Origin of the sequence: Microbacterium elymi (assembly GCF_021582895.2) — a bacterium.
GTDB classification, from domain to species: Bacteria; Actinomycetota; Actinomycetes; order Actinomycetales; family Microbacteriaceae; genus Microbacterium; species Microbacterium humicola.
In genome coordinates this window covers 922298-937689 of sequence record NZ_CP091139.2, presented here as the reverse complement: position 1 = coordinate 937689, position 15392 = coordinate 922298, and the positions used below count along the sequence as shown (strand labels likewise).

The 15392-nt window shown below is 70.6% G+C and carries 9 protein-coding genes and 5 pseudogenes; 7 read left to right on the top strand and 7 right to left on the bottom strand.

Translation table 11 applies throughout. The annotated features are described in order from the left end of the window. Position 1: 1 nt before the first annotated feature. A pseudogene (locus L2X98_RS05000) lies at positions 2-1191 on the bottom strand (class I SAM-dependent methyltransferase). 148 nt (positions 1192-1339) lie between these two features. Here L2X98_RS05000 and groES point away from each other — a divergent pair. The 4 genes and pseudogenes from groES to L2X98_RS04980 all read left to right on the top strand — a co-directional run bounded on the left by groES (position 1340) and on the right by L2X98_RS04980 (position 4053). Further along, complete coding sequence (gene groES, locus L2X98_RS04995; protein WP_017203655.1) at positions 1340-1636, top strand: co-chaperone GroES; 297 nt, start codon at positions 1340-1342, stop codon at positions 1634-1636. An 81-nt stretch (positions 1637-1717) separates the two neighbouring features. Continuing rightward, a pseudogene (gene rarD / locus L2X98_RS04990) lies at positions 1718-2660 on the top strand (EamA family transporter RarD). A gap of 122 nt (positions 2661-2782) precedes the next feature. Next, positions 2783-3214 carry an ABC transporter substrate-binding protein gene (locus tag L2X98_RS04985; protein ID WP_259612520.1) on the top strand — a complete coding sequence of 144 codons (432 nt, stop codon included), beginning with the start codon at positions 2783-2785 and terminating at the stop codon, positions 3212-3214. Between the two features lie 2 nt (positions 3215-3216). Continuing rightward, positions 3217-4053 (top strand): ABC transporter substrate-binding protein, encoded by an 837-nt coding sequence (locus L2X98_RS04980; protein WP_259612519.1) that lies wholly within the window; start codon positions 3217-3219, stop codon positions 4051-4053. An 87-nt stretch (positions 4054-4140) separates the two neighbouring features. Here the strand turns inward: L2X98_RS04980 and L2X98_RS04975 are convergent, their stop codons facing one another. The 4 genes and pseudogenes from L2X98_RS04975 to L2X98_RS04960 form a co-directional block, all read right to left on the bottom strand. Next, complete coding sequence (locus L2X98_RS04975) at positions 4141-4878, bottom strand: ABC transporter ATP-binding protein (RefSeq protein ID WP_259612518.1); 738 nt, start codon at positions 4876-4878, stop codon at positions 4141-4143. Further along, positions 4875-5909 (bottom strand): ABC transporter ATP-binding protein, encoded by a 1035-nt coding sequence (locus tag L2X98_RS04970; RefSeq protein ID WP_435526250.1) that lies wholly within the window; start codon positions 5907-5909, stop codon positions 4875-4877. Before L2X98_RS04970 ends, L2X98_RS04975 begins: the two co-directional genes overlap by 4 nt. Further along, a pseudogene (locus L2X98_RS04965) lies at positions 5899-6877 on the bottom strand (branched-chain amino acid ABC transporter permease). Before L2X98_RS04965 ends, L2X98_RS04970 begins: the two are co-directional and overlap by 11 nt. A 1-nt stretch (position 6878) precedes the next feature. Further along, positions 6879-8086: pseudogene (locus tag L2X98_RS04960) on the bottom strand (ABC transporter permease subunit). Between the two features lie 476 nt (positions 8087-8562). On the opposite strand from L2X98_RS04960, the pseudogene guaB reads away from it, so the two are divergent. Both guaB and L2X98_RS04945 read left to right on the top strand, forming a co-directional pair. After that, positions 8563-10064: pseudogene (gene guaB, locus L2X98_RS04950) on the top strand (IMP dehydrogenase). 813 nt (positions 10065-10877) lie between these two features. Then, a complete protein-coding gene (locus tag L2X98_RS04945; protein WP_259612515.1) occupies positions 10878-11123 on the top strand; it encodes a hypothetical protein in 246 nt (81 codons plus the stop codon). A 6-nt stretch (positions 11124-11129) separates the two neighbouring features. Here L2X98_RS04945 and L2X98_RS04940 read toward each other — a convergent pair whose 3' ends face one another. Together L2X98_RS04940 and L2X98_RS04935 are read right to left on the bottom strand one after the other, a co-directional pair. Then, the gene (locus L2X98_RS04940) at positions 11130-11441 is read right to left on the bottom strand and encodes a hypothetical protein (protein ID WP_259612514.1); all 312 of its coding nucleotides are present in this window, start codon (positions 11439-11441) and stop codon (positions 11130-11132) included. A gap of 933 nt (positions 11442-12374) precedes the next feature. Continuing rightward, positions 12375-12974 carry a hypothetical protein gene (locus tag L2X98_RS04935; RefSeq protein ID WP_259612513.1) on the bottom strand — a complete coding sequence of 200 codons (600 nt, stop codon included), beginning with the start codon at positions 12972-12974 and terminating at the stop codon, positions 12375-12377. Here L2X98_RS04935 and L2X98_RS04930 point away from each other — a divergent pair. Further along, positions 12964-14943: a hypothetical protein gene (locus L2X98_RS04930; protein WP_259612512.1), complete on the top strand. Its 1980-nt coding sequence runs from the start codon at positions 12964-12966 to the stop codon at positions 14941-14943. The genes L2X98_RS04935 and L2X98_RS04930 overlap by 11 nt on opposite strands. Positions 14944-15392 lie beyond the last annotated feature (449 nt).

The window sequence follows — 15392 nt, the reverse complement described above, 5'->3', positions numbered from 1 at the left end:
CTCAGCCCACGCGGTCGGCGAGCAGCGCGAGCCGCCGGTCGCCCACCCGGGTCAGGATCAGCGTCGCCGATCCCTCGCCGGACAGGGTGAGGCGGCGGCGGAAGACCGCCGGGTCGACGTCGACGCCGCGCTTCTTTATCTCCAGCGTGCCGATCCCGTGCGCCCGCAGCGCCGCGTCGATCGCCTTCGGCGTCGCGGCCAGCGTCTCGCGCACCCGGAACGACTGCACGAACGGGCTGGTCAGTGCCGCGTCGCCGGTGATGTACGCGATGCGCTCGTCCAGCATCCCGCCCTCCAGCTGCCGGGCGACGTCGCCGATCAGGCGGGCACGGATGACGGCCCCGTCCGGCTCGTGCAGGAATGCGCCGAGCTCCCGCACCGGAGCGTCGTCGGCGTCCGCCGACGCGGTCAGCTCGTGGGTCTGCTCGCCGCGGAGAACGAGCGCTGAGCGGCGCACGCCGTCGCGGGCCAGGCGCCCGGTCCACACGACCAGTTCGACGACCGACCCGTCGGCGCTCACCCACTGGGTCTCGGCGGCCTCCGGCAGCCGGTCGCGGTCGTGCCCCGGGCCCAGCTTGATGCCGGTCGGGATCCGCTCGGCGGTGGCGAACGCCCAGTCCAGGGACGGGGAGTAGTCCTCCGCCGCCACCCGGTGCGTCTCGCGGTGGCCGGCGGTGCGGCGGGCCGGGTCCAGCCAGAGCGCGTCCGCACCCTGGAGATCAGTGGACTCGGCCTCCCCCTGCGCGACCGTGACCGCGGCGCCGAACGGCGCCAGGTTGTACGCGGCGATCGCCGCGGTGACCTCGTCGGCGTCCACCGCCTGCACGGTCACCCCGGCCGCCGCGAACGCCAGGGCGTCGCCGCCGATGCCGCAGCCCAGGTCGGCGACCCGCCCGATGCCGGCGGTCCGCAGCCGATGTGCGTGATGGGCGGCCACCGTGAGCCGGGTGGCCTGCTCCAGCCCGGCGCGGGTGAACAGCATCCGTGCGGCGAAGTCGCCGAACTTCGCGACGCCCTTGGCCCGCAGATGCGCCTGGCCGACCACCGCCGACACCAGGTCGGGGAGTGCCCGGCCTTGCGCAGACGCGAGACCGCGCGGGCGGCATCCGCCGTCGAGGCCACCGGGCCGAGCTCGTCCAGCAGGCGCAGTCCCTCGGGCGTGAGCAGCGCCGTCAGCTCGGACATCTCCATCCCTCCAGGGTAAGGGGACGTCATCGGTTGGCACTCGCGTTGCGTGAGTGCCAACTGATGCCTAAACTGGGATCAGCACTCGACAGGTTGGAGTGCTAACGAGTCTTCAGTCTCAACTCGGTAGTTCACACACAGGAAGAGGTAGACCGTGTCGGTTTCCATCAAGCCACTCGAGGACCGCATCGTCATCAAGCAGGTCGAGGCCGAGCAGACCACCGCGAGCGGTCTGGTCATCCCCGACACCGCGAAGGAGAAGCCCCAGGAGGGCGAGGTCGTCGCCGTGGGTCCGGGTCGCATCGACGACAACGGCAACCGCGTTCCGCTCGACGTCGCCGTCGGGGATCGCGTGCTCTACAGCAAGTACGGCGGGACCGAGGTCAAGTTCGGCGCGGACGAGTTCCTCGTCCTGTCGGCCCGTGACGTGCTGGCGGTCGTCGTCCGCTAGTCGTGACACGACGAGGGCCCGGATGCTGCGGCATCCGGGCCCTCGTCATTCCCCGGTGCCGCGCGAGCCTAGGCTGGACCGGTGACACCGCAGCAGACCCGCCGGCAGCCGAACGGCGCCGTGCGCGGCGGTGTGTACGCGTTCTTCGCGTACCTGCTGTGGGGGCTGTTCCCGCTGTACTTCCTCGCGCTCCTGCCCTCCAGTCCGTGGGAGGTCGTGGCCTGGCGGGTGCTGCTGACCCTCGTCTTCTGCGCCCTCGCCCTCACCGTCACGCGCGGCTGGGGTCGGCTGGCGGCGGTCCTGCGGCAGCCGCGGGTGCTCGGCTGGACGGCGGCGGCCGGTGTCCTGATCTTCGTCAACTGGACGACCTACCTCGTCGCCACCCTCAGCGGTCACGTGATCGAGGCGAGCCTGGGCTACTTCATCAACCCGATCGTCACGGTGCTGCTGGGCGTGCTGGTGCTGCACGAGCGGCTTGCGCCCGGCGCAGTGGGCGGCGATCGGCATCGCCCTGATCGCCGTCGTGGTGATCGTCGTCGGGTACGGCCAGGTGCCGTGGATCGCCCTGCTCCTGGCGTTCTCGTTCGGCACCTACGGGCTGGCCAAGAACCGGGTGGGCGGCTCGGTCGATGCGGTCACCGGACTCACCCTCGAGACCGCCTGGCTCACCCCGGTGGCCGCCGTGATGCTCGTCTGGGTCGGCGTGACCGGCGGGCTGACCATGGGCTCTGCCGGGCCGGCGCATGCGGTGCTGCTGTCGCTGGCGGGGGTCGTGACGGCCGTTCCGCTGCTCTTCTTCGCCGCGGGTGCGCGCCGGGCGCCGCTGAGTCTGATCGGTCTGCTGCAGTTCCTCACCCCGATCCTGCAGTTCCTCACCGGCGCGTTCATCCTGCACGAGGACATGCCGCCCGAGCGCTGGGTCGGCTTCAGCCTGGTGTGGGTGGCACTGGTGGTGCTGTCGGTCGACTCGGTGCTGAACGCGCGTCGCCGACGCGGCGTGGCGGATGTCGCTGAGATCGCCTGAACGACGGATGTCGCGCCGCGATCGTTAACGCACTGATACGTCGGTTCCCGCCAAGCGAGCCCGGGTGCCAATAAGGTGAGAACACCCAGCGTGGCACGACCACGTTCAAGCAAAGGAGCACCATGAACGGAATGAAAGGCCTGCGCGGAGGCAAGGCGATCGCGGCGATCGCCCTTGCGGGCGCGGTCGCCGTCGTGATGGCCGGGTGCAGCGGCTCGCCCGCCAGCAACCCGAGTGACACGAGCGGCGGCAACAGCGGTCCGGCGACCGAGCTCACGCTCAAGCTCGGTTCACTGATGCCGGAGACTGGATCACTGGCCTTCCTCGGTCCTCCCCAGGAGGCAGGCGTCGGGCTCGCGGTGCAGGAGATCAACGACGCCAAGGCCGGCATCACGATCGACTACACGGCCGCCGACGAGGGCGACACCGACACGAAGGCCTACGAGACGTCGATCTCGAAGCTGCGCAGCGCGGGGATCACCGCGATGGTCGGGGCTCGGCATCCGGCGTCACCAAGCTCATCCTGGACGGGAACATCTCGGCGGGGATCCTGACGGTGTCGGCGTCGAACACGTCGCCCGACTTCACGGACTGGCCGAACAAGGACCACCTGTACTTCCGTACGGCTCCCAGCGACCTGCTGCAGGGCGAGGTGCTGGGCAACCTGCTCGCGCAGGACAAGAAGAAGTCGCTCGGCGTGATCTTCCAGAACGACGCCTACGGCAACGGTCTCTACCAGGCGATCAAGAAGACGTTCGAGGCGTCCGGCGGCCAGGTCGTCGCCAACGCGTCCTTCAACGTCGGCGACTCGCAGTTCGACGCCCAGGTGGCCACGATCAAGGCGGCCAACCCCGACTCGGTCGCGATCATCACGTTCGACCAGTTCAAGACCATCGGCCCGCTGCTGGTCAACGCCGGCATCCCGGCGAAGGACTTCTACATGGTCGACGGAAACCTGTCCGACTACGGGAGCTCGTTCCCGGTCTCGCTCGAGGGCGCGCAGGGCACCAAGCCCGGACCCGCCCTGGCCGACGACTTCACCCAGCGCCTGGACACGTACTGGACCGGCAAGGGCAACAAGAAGATCGCCGACTTCACCTACGCGGGTGAGGCCTACGACGCCGCGGTGCTGATGGCGCTGTCGGCGCTGGAGGCGAAGTCCACCGAGGGCGCGGCCATGGGCGCGAAGATGCAGGAGGTGTCCGGCGGCTCCGGCAACGGCACCGAGTGCACCTCGTTCGCCGACTGCGCGGACCTCATCAAGTCCGGGAAGGTTCCCGCGTACCACGGGTACTCCGGCATGAGCAAGTTCGATGACAAGAACGACCCGCAGGGCGCCGTCATCGGCATCTACAAGTACAACGCGAAGAACACGCCGGAGCGGACCAACTGATCCACCGGTGACGGATGAGGGCCCCGGACTCGCAGAGTCCGGGGCCCTCATCCGTGCGGGGATGCCGCAGCGGTGACACGGAGCCGGCTACGCCGCCTCGGTGCCCAGCGTGCCCAGGTACAGCCCGATCACCTTCGGGTCGTTCAGCAGTTCGCGTCCGGTGCCCTCGTAGGCATCCTTGCCCTGATCCAGCACGTAGCCGCGGTCGCAGATCTGCAGGCAGCGGCGCGCGTTCTGCTCGACCATGATCGTGGTGACCCCGGCCTTGTTGATGTCCGAGACGCGGATGAACGCGTCATCCTGCCGCACCGGCGACAGCCCAGCCGAGGGCTCGTCCAGCAGCGGCACAGACGGGTCCATCATCAGCGCCCGGCACATGGCGACCATCTGGCGCTCGCCGCCGGAGAGCGAGCCGGCACGCTGGTTCAGGCGGCCGCCGAGTTCGGCGAAGATGCCGGTGACGAACTCGAGCCGCTCGGCGTACGCCTTCGGATTCTGGAAGAGGCCCATCTGCAGGTTCTCGGCGATGGTCAGCGAGGGGAACACGTTGTTGGTCTGCGGGACGAACGCCACCCCGCGCGAGACCAGCCTGTCGGCTTTCAGCCCCACGATGCTCTCGCCGTGCAGCCGCACATCGCCGCCCCGGACCTGCACCATCCCGAAGATCGCCTTCAGCAGGGTCGACTTGCCGGCGCCGTTCGGGCCGATGATCCCGACCAGCTCTCCCTTCTGAGCGACCAGGCTCGCCCCGTGCAGGATGTCGACGCCGGGCAGATACCCGGCGGTGACGTTGTCCACCTCGACGACAGCTCCGCTCTCACTCACGCGTCCCGCCCCTTCCCGTCGGTCCCGTCCTCGTCGACGGTCTCCCTCTGCACTTCCTGATCGATCTCTTCGAGCAGGTCGATCGCGGACGTGTTCAGCTCGCCCGAGATCCGGCCGGTGACCACGCCCAGGTCGACGTCCTGATGACTGCCGAGGTAGGCGTCGATGACCGCCTGCTCCTCCATCACCCTGTCGGGCGGTCCCTCGGCGACGACCCGACCCTCCGCCATGACGACGACCCAGTCGGCGATGTGGCGCACCATGTGCATGTCGTGCTCGACGAACAGCACGGTCATCCCGCGGTCCTTCAGATCCAGGATGTGCCCGAGCAGCGACTGGGTCAGGGCCGGGTTCACGCCGGCCATCGGCTCGTCCAGGAGCACGAGCTGCGGATCGCTCATCAGCGCACGCGCCATCTCGAGCAGCTTGCGCTGCCCGCCGGAGAGCGACGCGGCGAAGTCCTTCTCCTTCTCATCGAGCTTGAACCGGGCCAGCAGCTCCCGCGCCTTCTGCTCGATCTCCCGCTCCTGGGCACGCCACAGGAACGGGAACAGGCTCTGCCAGAATCGCTCGCCGGTCTGGTCCCGCGCCCCCAGCTTCATGTTCTCCAGCACCGTGAGCAGGGAGAGCGATTTGGTCAGCTGGAACGTGCGCACCTGACCCATGCGGGCGACCTTGAACGAGGGCACCCCGGCGAGGTTCCTGCCCTCGTAGGACCATGCCCCGGCGTTCGGCCGGTCGAACCCGCACAGGAGGTTGAACAGCGTCGTCTTTCCGGCACCGTTCGGGCCGATGAGCGCGGTGATCGCGCCCCGCGGGATCTCGAGGTGGTCGACGTCCACGGCGACCAGACCCCCGAATGAGCGGGTGACGCCGTCGATCTTCAGGATCGGGTCGACCTTGGCGACACCCGGAACCGGCTCGCTCTGGGCGAGGCCGGTCGTCTTCGCGCGATGGGTGCCGGGGGCCGGCGCAGAGGCACCGTCGGTCGGCTCTCCACTCGGCGTGCTGCTTGGCTCGCTATTTGACAAAGGTCATCTCCCTCTTGTCTCCGAGGATGCCCTGCGGGCGGAAGATCACGAGCAGGCATCAGCGTGATGCCCACGAGGATGAACTGGATGACGCTGGCCTGGCTGGTCGACATGGGCAGCCAGCCTGCGGCGGCCAGCGCCGGGAGCAGGTTGTTCATGAAGGCGAGCACGACCCAGAAGAGCACCGCGCCGAGGGTGGGTCCGAAGACGGTCGCCGCCCCGCCCAGGAGCACGATCACCCAGAGGAAGAACGTCAGCGAGGTGGTGTAGCTGCCCGGGACCACGGCCGAGGGCAGGACGAACACGATGCCGCCGGCCGCGCCGATCACACCGCCGACCACGAGCGCCTGCATCTTGTAGGCGAAGACGTTCTTGCCCAGCGATCGGACGGCGTCTTCGTCCTCGCGGATTCCCTTCAGGACCCGTCCCCACGGGCTTCGCACGAGGGACCACACCAGCAGGAGGGAGACGGCCAGCAGCGCGAGACCGAACACCACGACCCAGAGCTGGGCGGCCGTGTACGTCCACGGGCCGAAGCCGTAGCGGCCCGGAGGGAACGGGTTGGCGCTGTTGAATCCGGCGTTGAAGTTGGCCAGTCCCTCGGCCGAGCCGGTCCACTTGTTGAACAGCTGCGTCGTGAACAGCAGACGGATGATCTCGGCGGATGCGATCGTCGCGATCGCGAGGTAGTCCACGCGCAGTCGCAGCGTCGGGATGCCGAGCAGCAGGCCGAACAGCGCCCCGGCGGCGAGACCGATGAGCATTCCCAGCCACCACGGCGCGCTGAAGGTGAGCACCGAGATGGCGTAGCCGTAGGCGCCGACGGCCATGAACGCGGCCATGCCGAAGTTCAGCAGGCCGCCGTACCCGAAGTGGACGGCAAGGCCGGTGGCCGCCAGCGCGTAGGCGATCGTCACCGGGCTGAGCAGGTAGCTCGCGGTGTTGCTGAAGATCTGTCCCCAGTCCATGTCAGCCGAGCCTTTCCTTGCGTCCGAGCAGTCCCTGTGGTCGCACCAGCAGGATCACGATCAGGACCACCATCGCGCTCGCGTACTTCAGGTCCGAGGGGATCCACAGGGTCGAGGTCTCCACGGCGATGCCGACGATGAGCGCCCCCACGAACGCGCCGAGCGCCGTGTTCAGGCCGCCGAGGGTCATCGCGGTGAAGATCAGCAGGAGCATCTGGACTCCCATGTCCCACTTCACCCCGGGGCGGTAGTACGCCCACAGCACGCCGGACACGGCGGCGAGCAGACCCGCCACCGACCAGACGATGCGGATGACGCGGTCCACGTTGATCCCGGAGGCGGCGGCCAGCTGCGGGTTGTCCGAGATCGCCCGCGTCGCCTTGCCGATTCTCGTCCGGGTGAGGAAGAACGCCACACCCAGCGTCGCCACCAGGCTGACCGCCATGCTCGCGATGTCGATGTAGGACAGCGAGATCGGTCCGAGCTGGAGCGGCTTGGGGCTCGACCCGGGAAGCTGCAGGGTGCCGCCGCCGATGATGAACTCGAAGGCGTACCGCAGCGCCAAGGACAGGCCGATGCTGATGATCATCAGCTGCACCGTGCCCAGCCCCTTGCGGCGCAGCGGCTTCCACAGCCCGGCATCCATCCCCCAGCCGAGCCCGGCACCGGCCACCACCGTGACGACCAGGGCGAGCCACAGGGGCAGATGCCACCAGGTGGAGGCGATCAGCGCGATCACCCCGCCCCAGGTCACCATCTCGGCGTGCGCGAAGTTCGTCAGCCGCGTGGTGCCGAAGATGAGCGCCGCGCCCATCGAGGCGAGCGAGAGCAGCAGCCGAAGTTGACGCCGCTGACCAGCCGGGTCAGCAGGCTTGCCGAGGCGAACGACTGTGTGACCCGCTCGCCCTGCCCGAGGAACAGGTTGACGTACGCGGTGTTCGTCAGCCCGAACGTGACCTCGCGAGAGGCGGACTCGCCCTTCACGATCACGCCCTCGGGCAGCGTCGCCTCGTCGACGGTGAGGGTATAGGTGGCCTTCTTGGGCACGTACAGCTTCCACGATCCCTCGGCGTCGGTCTTCGTCTTCGCCGAGAAGCCGTTGCCCTCGATCGAGACGACCACCCCTGCCAGGGGCTTGTCCTTGTACGAGATGAAGCCGGCGAAGAAGAAGTCGGTCTTCGGCGCGTTCTCGTCGGCGGGCCGCGGCAGTCCCGCGGTTGCGCCGTGAGCGAGCGCGGCGGTGGGGGCGTGCGCGGCGGCGGGCGCGGTGGCCGGGTGGTCGGCGGCGGATGCCGCGGCCGCCGGCTGCACGAGGAGGAAGAGCGCGGCCGCTGCCACGCTCAGCAGCGCGACGCGCCACTTTCCGGGTCGGCGCGGCGCCGTCGTCCTGAGTCTCACGCATCCTCCACACTGAGTCGATCGCGGCGCCGTCGGGTATCGTCGCCGCCTCGCGTGCGGTTCGAGCGTAACGTGCCGCGCGCCGGTTGTCCCGCGGATGCGCGAGATCGATCGATCTTCGCAACGCGGCGGCCCGCGGCATCCGTCTGGATGGCACGTCAGGCGCCCGGCAGCGGGAATGCACGGGTGCTCCACGCGATTACAATCAGTATCGGTGGAGGGCCGTCTCTTCCACGCCGAGGACGCCCGCCGCCGCCAGCGCGCCCCGCGGGGCGAGAGGAGAATCAATGGATCAGCCCGACCCCTTCGGTTTCGTCGGCCTCACGTACGACGACGTCCTGCTGTTGCCCGGCCACACGGACGTCATCCCGAGCGAGGCGGACACCTCCTCGCGCGTGACCCGGCGGATCACGGTGGCGACGCCGCTGATCTCGGCGGCGATGGACACCGTCACCGAAGCGCGGATGGCGATCGCGATCGCGCGCGAGGGCGGGCTCGGCATCCTGCATCGCAACATGTCGATCGAAGACCAGGCGGGCATGGTCGACCAGGTCAAGCGCAGCGAGTCGGGGATGATCACGAACCCGATCACCACCACTGAAGATGCCACCATCGAAGAGGTCGACGCGCTGTGCGCGCAGTACCGCATCTCGGGCTGCCGGTCGTGGATCCGGACGGGCGCCTGGTCGGCATCATCACCAACCGCGACATGCGGTTCGTATCGGGCTTCGAGCGGCAGACCACCAAGGTCCGCGACGTGATGACCACCAAGGGCCTGATCACCGGGCCGGTCGGCATCAGCGCCGGCGAGGTGATCGCGACGTTCGCCGAGCACCGGGTGGAGAAGCTTCCGCTGCTCGACGAGGACGGCAGGCTCGCCGGCCTGATCACGATCAAGGACTTCGACAAGAGCGAGAAGTACCCGCTGGCGACCAAGGACGAGCAGGGCCGCCTGCGGGTCGGTGCGGCGATCGGCTTCTTCGGCGACGCCTGGCAGCGCGCCGAGGCGCTGCGCGACGCGGGCGTGGACGTCCTGGTGGTCGACACCGCGAACGGGCAGTCGGCGGGCGTGATCGAGATCATCTCGCGTCTGAAGGGCGACCCGTCGTTCGCCGGCATCGACGTCATCGGCGGCAATGTGGCCACCCGCGAGGGCGCGCAGGCGCTCATCGACGCCGGGGTGGATGCCGTCAAGGTCGGCGTGGGCCCGGGCTCGATCTGCACCACCCGCATCGTCGCCGGTGTGGGCGTGCCGCAGGTGACCGCGGTGTACGAGGCGTCCCTCGCCGCGCGCGAGGCGGGCGTGCCCGTCATCGCCGACGGAGGACTGCAGTACTCCGGCGATCTCGCGAAGGCGCTCGTGGCCGGGGCGGACGCCGTGATGATCGGATCGCTGTTCGCCGGCACCGACGAGTCGCCCGGCGAGATCGTGTTCCAGGGCGGCAAGCAGTTCAAGCAGTACCGCGGAATGGGATCGCTCGGCGCACTGCAGACGCGCGGCAAGAAGACTTCGTACTCGAAGGACCGCTACTTCCAGGCGGACGTGCCCAGCGACGACAAGCTCATCCCCGAGGGGATCGAGGGCCAGGTCGCGTACCGCGGCCCGCTGGGCGCCGTCGCCTACCAGCTGATCGGCGGACTGCGCCAGTCGATGTTCTACGTCGGCGCGCGCACCGTCGACGAGCTCAAGCAGCGTGGAAAATTCGTCCGGATCACCGCCGCCGGCCTCAAAGAGTCGCACCCCCACGACGTCCAGATCGTGGTCGAGGCGCCCAACTACAAGAAGTAGGGCACCCGGGCCGGGGCATCCGCCTCGATGACGGCCGAGGCTGACGGCGCCGGACGCGCGCTGGCAGGAGAGCCGACAACCGCCATATGCGCTTGTCTGCATATATGGGTGGCCGGGTGGTCCAGCTCCGCCCGCGCCGCGGAGCAGCGCGCGGCTCGTCGTCGTCCGGCGCCGGATTTCCCTGCTTGACGAGCACTCGAGCGCGGGTATACGTTTTGCCACGGACACCGCGCCCGCTGGGCTGATCTGGGTTTCTGCCCCCGTTCTCCGCGCCGCGTCCAGGCCAGCGATCCTTTCGGTCGCCTCGGGGAAGGCTGGCCTGATGGCTGCGACGGGCAGGCGCGCGCACGGCGATCGGCTGCGCGTCGCGATGCCCCGCCGCCCCATGCGGCCGCTGCCGCCCCTGCTCGTGTCGGCGGTCGTGGCGATCACGCCGATGGGCGCGTCGACCGCGGCGTTCGCGGCCCCGCCGGCACCGGCCGTGTCGGCGCCGTCCTCATCCGTGCCGGCCTCCTCCGGCCCGGCCGCTCGGACCCCCGCCGCGTCCGACAGCGCAACCGTCCCCTCAGCGTCGATCGGTGCCACCGGCGGTGCGAAGTCGCCCGTGACATCCCCGGCCCCCCGCCGACAGACCACGCAGCGGACCGTTCGCATCGTCGTCCCGCCCTCCGCGGGCTCACACCCCGTCACGATCCGCATCTCCACGCCGACGCCGACTCCGGTGGTATCCGTCCGCCCGGCCTCGCCGCGGCCGTCGACATCCGCGACACCCACGCCGCAGCCGAGCGCGACGAGCACTGGGTCGCAGATGGTGTGCGTACGCTCCGCCGACGGCAACTCAGTCACCTGCACGTCGGGCCGGGCGACCCCGACGACACCTGCTCCGCCGGCACCCGGTCCGACCACGTCACCTGCGCCGACGACGTCGCCGTCGCCCGCTCCGTCCACATCGCCGTCGCCCGCTCCGTCCACGTCGCCGAGCCCGAGCGACTCGGCGACCCCCGCCCCGACCGATTCGCCCAGCCCCGCCCCCAGCGACTCGCCCAGCCCGACCGGTGACGGCACTCATCTGCTGCAGGCGGCTGCCGCTCCCGCCACCCCGGTCGCGCCCGGCACCGACGCACTCAGTGCGGGCACACTGGCCGCCGCGGTGACGCAGGCCGAGGGGGAGTGGCGGGCTGTGGATCCGTCGGCGTCGTTCAGCGGCTTCTCCGCGAGCGTCGGCGAGCTGCCCGGTCTCGATCTCGGATCCGAGGGGTCGAACGCCGTGGTCATCGATACGAACGCCGCCGGCTGGGGGTGGGGAGCGGCCCCGCGCAGATGGATCTGCTCACCGTGGTACGGCATGAGATCGGCCACTTCCTCGGTCTCGGACATGTCGCCGGCGGGCTGATGGCCCCGACGCTCGCCGCCGGCCACGTGTGGCAGGTCGACGGCTCGCTGCTTCCGCAGCCGGCCGCGGACACGAGCGGCGTCGATACCGGCACGGCGGGCACGAGCACGGCGGGCACGAGCACGGCGGGCACGAGCACTGGGGACACGAGCACTGCGGACACGGCTCCAGCCTCCGCCTCGAGCACGACGGCTCCCGCCGTGACGCCGGCGGCGACCGGCGATCCTGCACCGACACAGACCCCTGCTCCCGTCGCTTCGGCGTCGCCCGTGCCGACGGACTCCGCTTCGCCCGTGCCGACCGACCCGGCCACCCCGACAGCCGCCGATTCGGCGTCACCGGCACCGAGCGACTCGGCTTCGGCCGCCCCCGCCGACACGACCGCCCCGACCACGACAGCGACGCCGGCGGGTCCGGCCTGGGCCTCCGCCGGCGGCGTGCTGACACTGACAGCGGGGACCGGCACCCTGAAGGGCGCCGTCACCTACGACGCCGCCGCAGCATCGGTCCGATTCACCGGCGTCGACGGCGCCGTCCTGGCCGCGCCGATCGGCGCGGCCAAGACGGTCGTGGTGCTCGGTGGCGCGGGTGATGACGTGGTCGTGTTCGATGTGGCGGGCGCGCCCGCCGGCCTCGCGTTCCGCTTCGACGGGGGCGCCGGCGCCAACACGATCGGCGGTCCCGCCGTCGATACCCGGTGGTCGGTGACCGGCGCTGACACCGGCACGTTCGGGGCCGTCTCGTTCATGCGAGCAGGCCGTCTCGCCGGTGCGGCCGGCAACCGCGACACCTTCACGATCCAGCCCGGCGGGTCGCTGACCGGGCTGCTGGACGGCGGCGCCGGCGGGTACGACACCCTGGTCGTGGCGGGGCAGCGCACCGCGGTGGGCACGACGGCGGTCGATCACAGCTCCGGCTCACTGCACATCGACGGCACCACCCTCGCCTACACCGGGCTCGAGCCGATCACGCTCAGCGCCGGTGTGGTGCACGTGACCGGCACGGCCGGCGACGACACCATCACCGTCGGACTCGCCGCCGGCGTCATCACGGTCAGCTCGCCCACGATGGAGACGCTCGCCTTCGGCTCGACGGCGACCTCGATCGTGATCGACGGCGGCGCGGGTCACGACGCCGTGTCGTTCTCGACCGACCTGCTCATCCCCGGCGTCTCGCTGACGGTCGACGCGGAGACGATCACCGTCGACGGGGTCACGATCAACACGCAGGGCGGCACCGGCGACGGCAGCATCGTCCTGCGCGCGACAGCATCCGACGACGGCACGACCTCGCTCGGCAAGATCACCGCCGCGCCCGGAGCCCACATCACGCTGACCGGCGCGACGCTTGCGCGGCGGGACCATCACGCTCGCGGCGAGTGCCGCGGCGAATCCGGCCTCGGCCGTTCCGGTCAGCGTCGTCACGGTGGACTCCACCGCGACCGTGTCGATCACGGACAGCACGATCGTCGCCAGCGGCGCCGCCGACGTGTCGAGCTCTTCGACCGTGACCGCCACCGCGGCCTCGACCGACGGCAGCCCGAACGATCCAGCCGTCGACGCCGCCTATGCCCAGCTCGACGTGACCTCGACCGCGCAGACCCACTTGTCAGGCACCACGCGCTTCCAGGTCGCGGGCGCCCTGTCGCTGTCGGCGACCACCACGTCGAACCTGACCGCCAACGGCAGCGCGCTGTTGGCCGGGGCCGGCGCCGGCGTCGCGCTGCTCACCCTGAACCAGACGACCAAGGCGTACATCGACGCGAACACCACCGGCAACACGGCGGCGAGCCTGGCCGTGCGCGCCGACACCGACACCACGCTGACCACGCACGCCGCGGCAAGCCCCGGCGGTGCCACCGCCAACACCGACGGCGCGGGGGCCGCGATCACGCCGGCCCAGTTCGTCGGGGGCACCATCACCGCCCTGAGCCCGCTCACGGTGGCCGGAGCCCTCGCCGTGACCCGCATGACCGGCGACACCGAGGCGTACATCGCGCCGTCGTCGGGCACGTTCGGGCTGACGACCGCGCCGACCGGCACTGTGATCGTGCACGCCGACGGCGGCACGTCGGCCGACACGGTGGCCGACGGGCACGCGATGCTGCGCTCGGGTGCGGCCATCGCCGCCGCCGTCGCGGTGGCCATCGCGACGCTGACCACGACGGCCGCCATCCGCGGTACCGTCGATCTGCAGACCGGCACGGTCACGGTCGACGCGGTCCAGCCCGTCGATCCGGTCACCGGCGTGGCCCCGGCATCCGCCCAGACCTTCGACACCCGCGCCACCTCGGGCGGCGGTGCGGGCATCGCCGTCACGAACCCGGTCGCGTCGCCCGTCAGCTTCCAGGGCTCATTCGCCGTGAACGTCGTCACGGTCGACCACTCGGCCGCCATCGGCGCCGGCGCCCGTCTGAGCGTGCACGGCGCCGACGTCACGGTCGCCTCGACCCACGGCACCGAGTCGACCACCAGCGCCCGCCCGTCCGGCCCGTTCTTCGACCCCACCGTCGCGATCGAGGCCGACCACAAGACCATCGATCTGCCGATGCCGTTCCTGCACTCCAACGGCGGCCTCGCCGGCTCGCCGGTGCTCACCGGCGACAAGGTCGTCTACACCTCAGGCGGCGGCAGCGACATCGGGGGCCTCACCGGCGGCGGCACGTATTACGTGTACTGCCCCGGCGGCATCGGCTTCGCCTGCACCCCCGACCCGATCACCGGCATCACCAGGGTGCAAGCTGATCTCGGCGAGCCTCTACCCGGCCGTTCTCCTGAACGGCTCGATCGTGCTGACCCTCGACCCGTCGGCGGCCAGCGGCACCGACCACCAGCTGACCCTGGTGCAGAAGCCCATGGATGCGGTCGGCGTCGGCGCGGGCGTGTCGGTGAACATCGTCAACGACACCGGCACCGCCGCGATCGCCGACGGGGCCACCCTCACCGGCGCGCACGACCTGACGCTCGCCGCGGCATCGACCGTCGACATGACGGTGAAGTCGAAGGCGGGCTCGTCGGGCGGCATCGCGTTCACCCCGGTCGTCTCGGTCGGCATCTCGAACGCCACCACGCACGCCGGGGTCGGCACCGGCGGCGCGCTCGTGCTCACCGGTGCGTTCGACGCCGAGGCCACCCAGGCCGCGACGATCAACACCGGAGCCAGCGGCGACACCACCTCGAACGGGGCGATCGGCGTGTCGGTCGCCGTCAACACCGCCGACCACACGGTCACCGCCACCACCGCGCGCAGGCATCACCGCGGTCGGATCAGCCACCTTCGCGGCCGTCGGCTCGTCGGCGACGTCGGCCACCACCTGGGCCGGCACCGGCGGCGCCCCCGACGAGAACTCCTCGCCGGCCGGGTCGGTCAACGCGCAGGCCGACAAGTTCCTGGGCATGGCCAACGGGCTCGCCGGCAGCAACGGGGCCGACAAGGGCAAGGATGCGACCACCCCCACCGCCGGCACCGACGGGGGTGCGTCGCTGAGCGTCGCGGCGGCCATCTCGTTCAACCTCGTCACCACCACCAGCGATGTCACCCTGCCCGGCGGGGTGACCTTGATCGTCACCGGGGGGCCGGTGACCCTCAACTCGTCGGCGAACACCGACGCGACCGCTGTGGGCGACGGAGAGACCGCGACCGAGGCCGCGACCGCCGCCATCGGCGCCGGCATCGCGCTCAACCTGGCGAAGGTGATCAACACCGCCGACGTCGCGCCCGGCGCCATCATCCGCGCCGACGGCCTCACCCTGTCGGCGACCGTGACGCCGGTCTGCGTCGCCGACGACACCGACGCGTGCGCCGACACCGACACGAGCCACAGCTTAGACGCCGAGGGGTACTCGGCCGCGTCGGGCGGCGGCAAGCTGGGCCTCGCCGGCTCGGTCGGCATCAACATCGCCTCGGTGACCACCAGTGCGCATGCGCTCGTCGGG

Excerpts from the sequence above, each read along its gene's own strand:
- L2X98_RS04985 (WP_259612520.1), top strand. The coding sequence starts at position 2,783 with ATGAACGGAATGAAAGGCCTGCGCGGAGGCAAGGCGATCGCGGCGATC.
- L2X98_RS04940 (WP_259612514.1), bottom strand. The coding sequence starts at position 11,441 with ATGTCCGAGACCGAGGAAGTGGCCGATCTCATGCCGTACCACGGTGAG.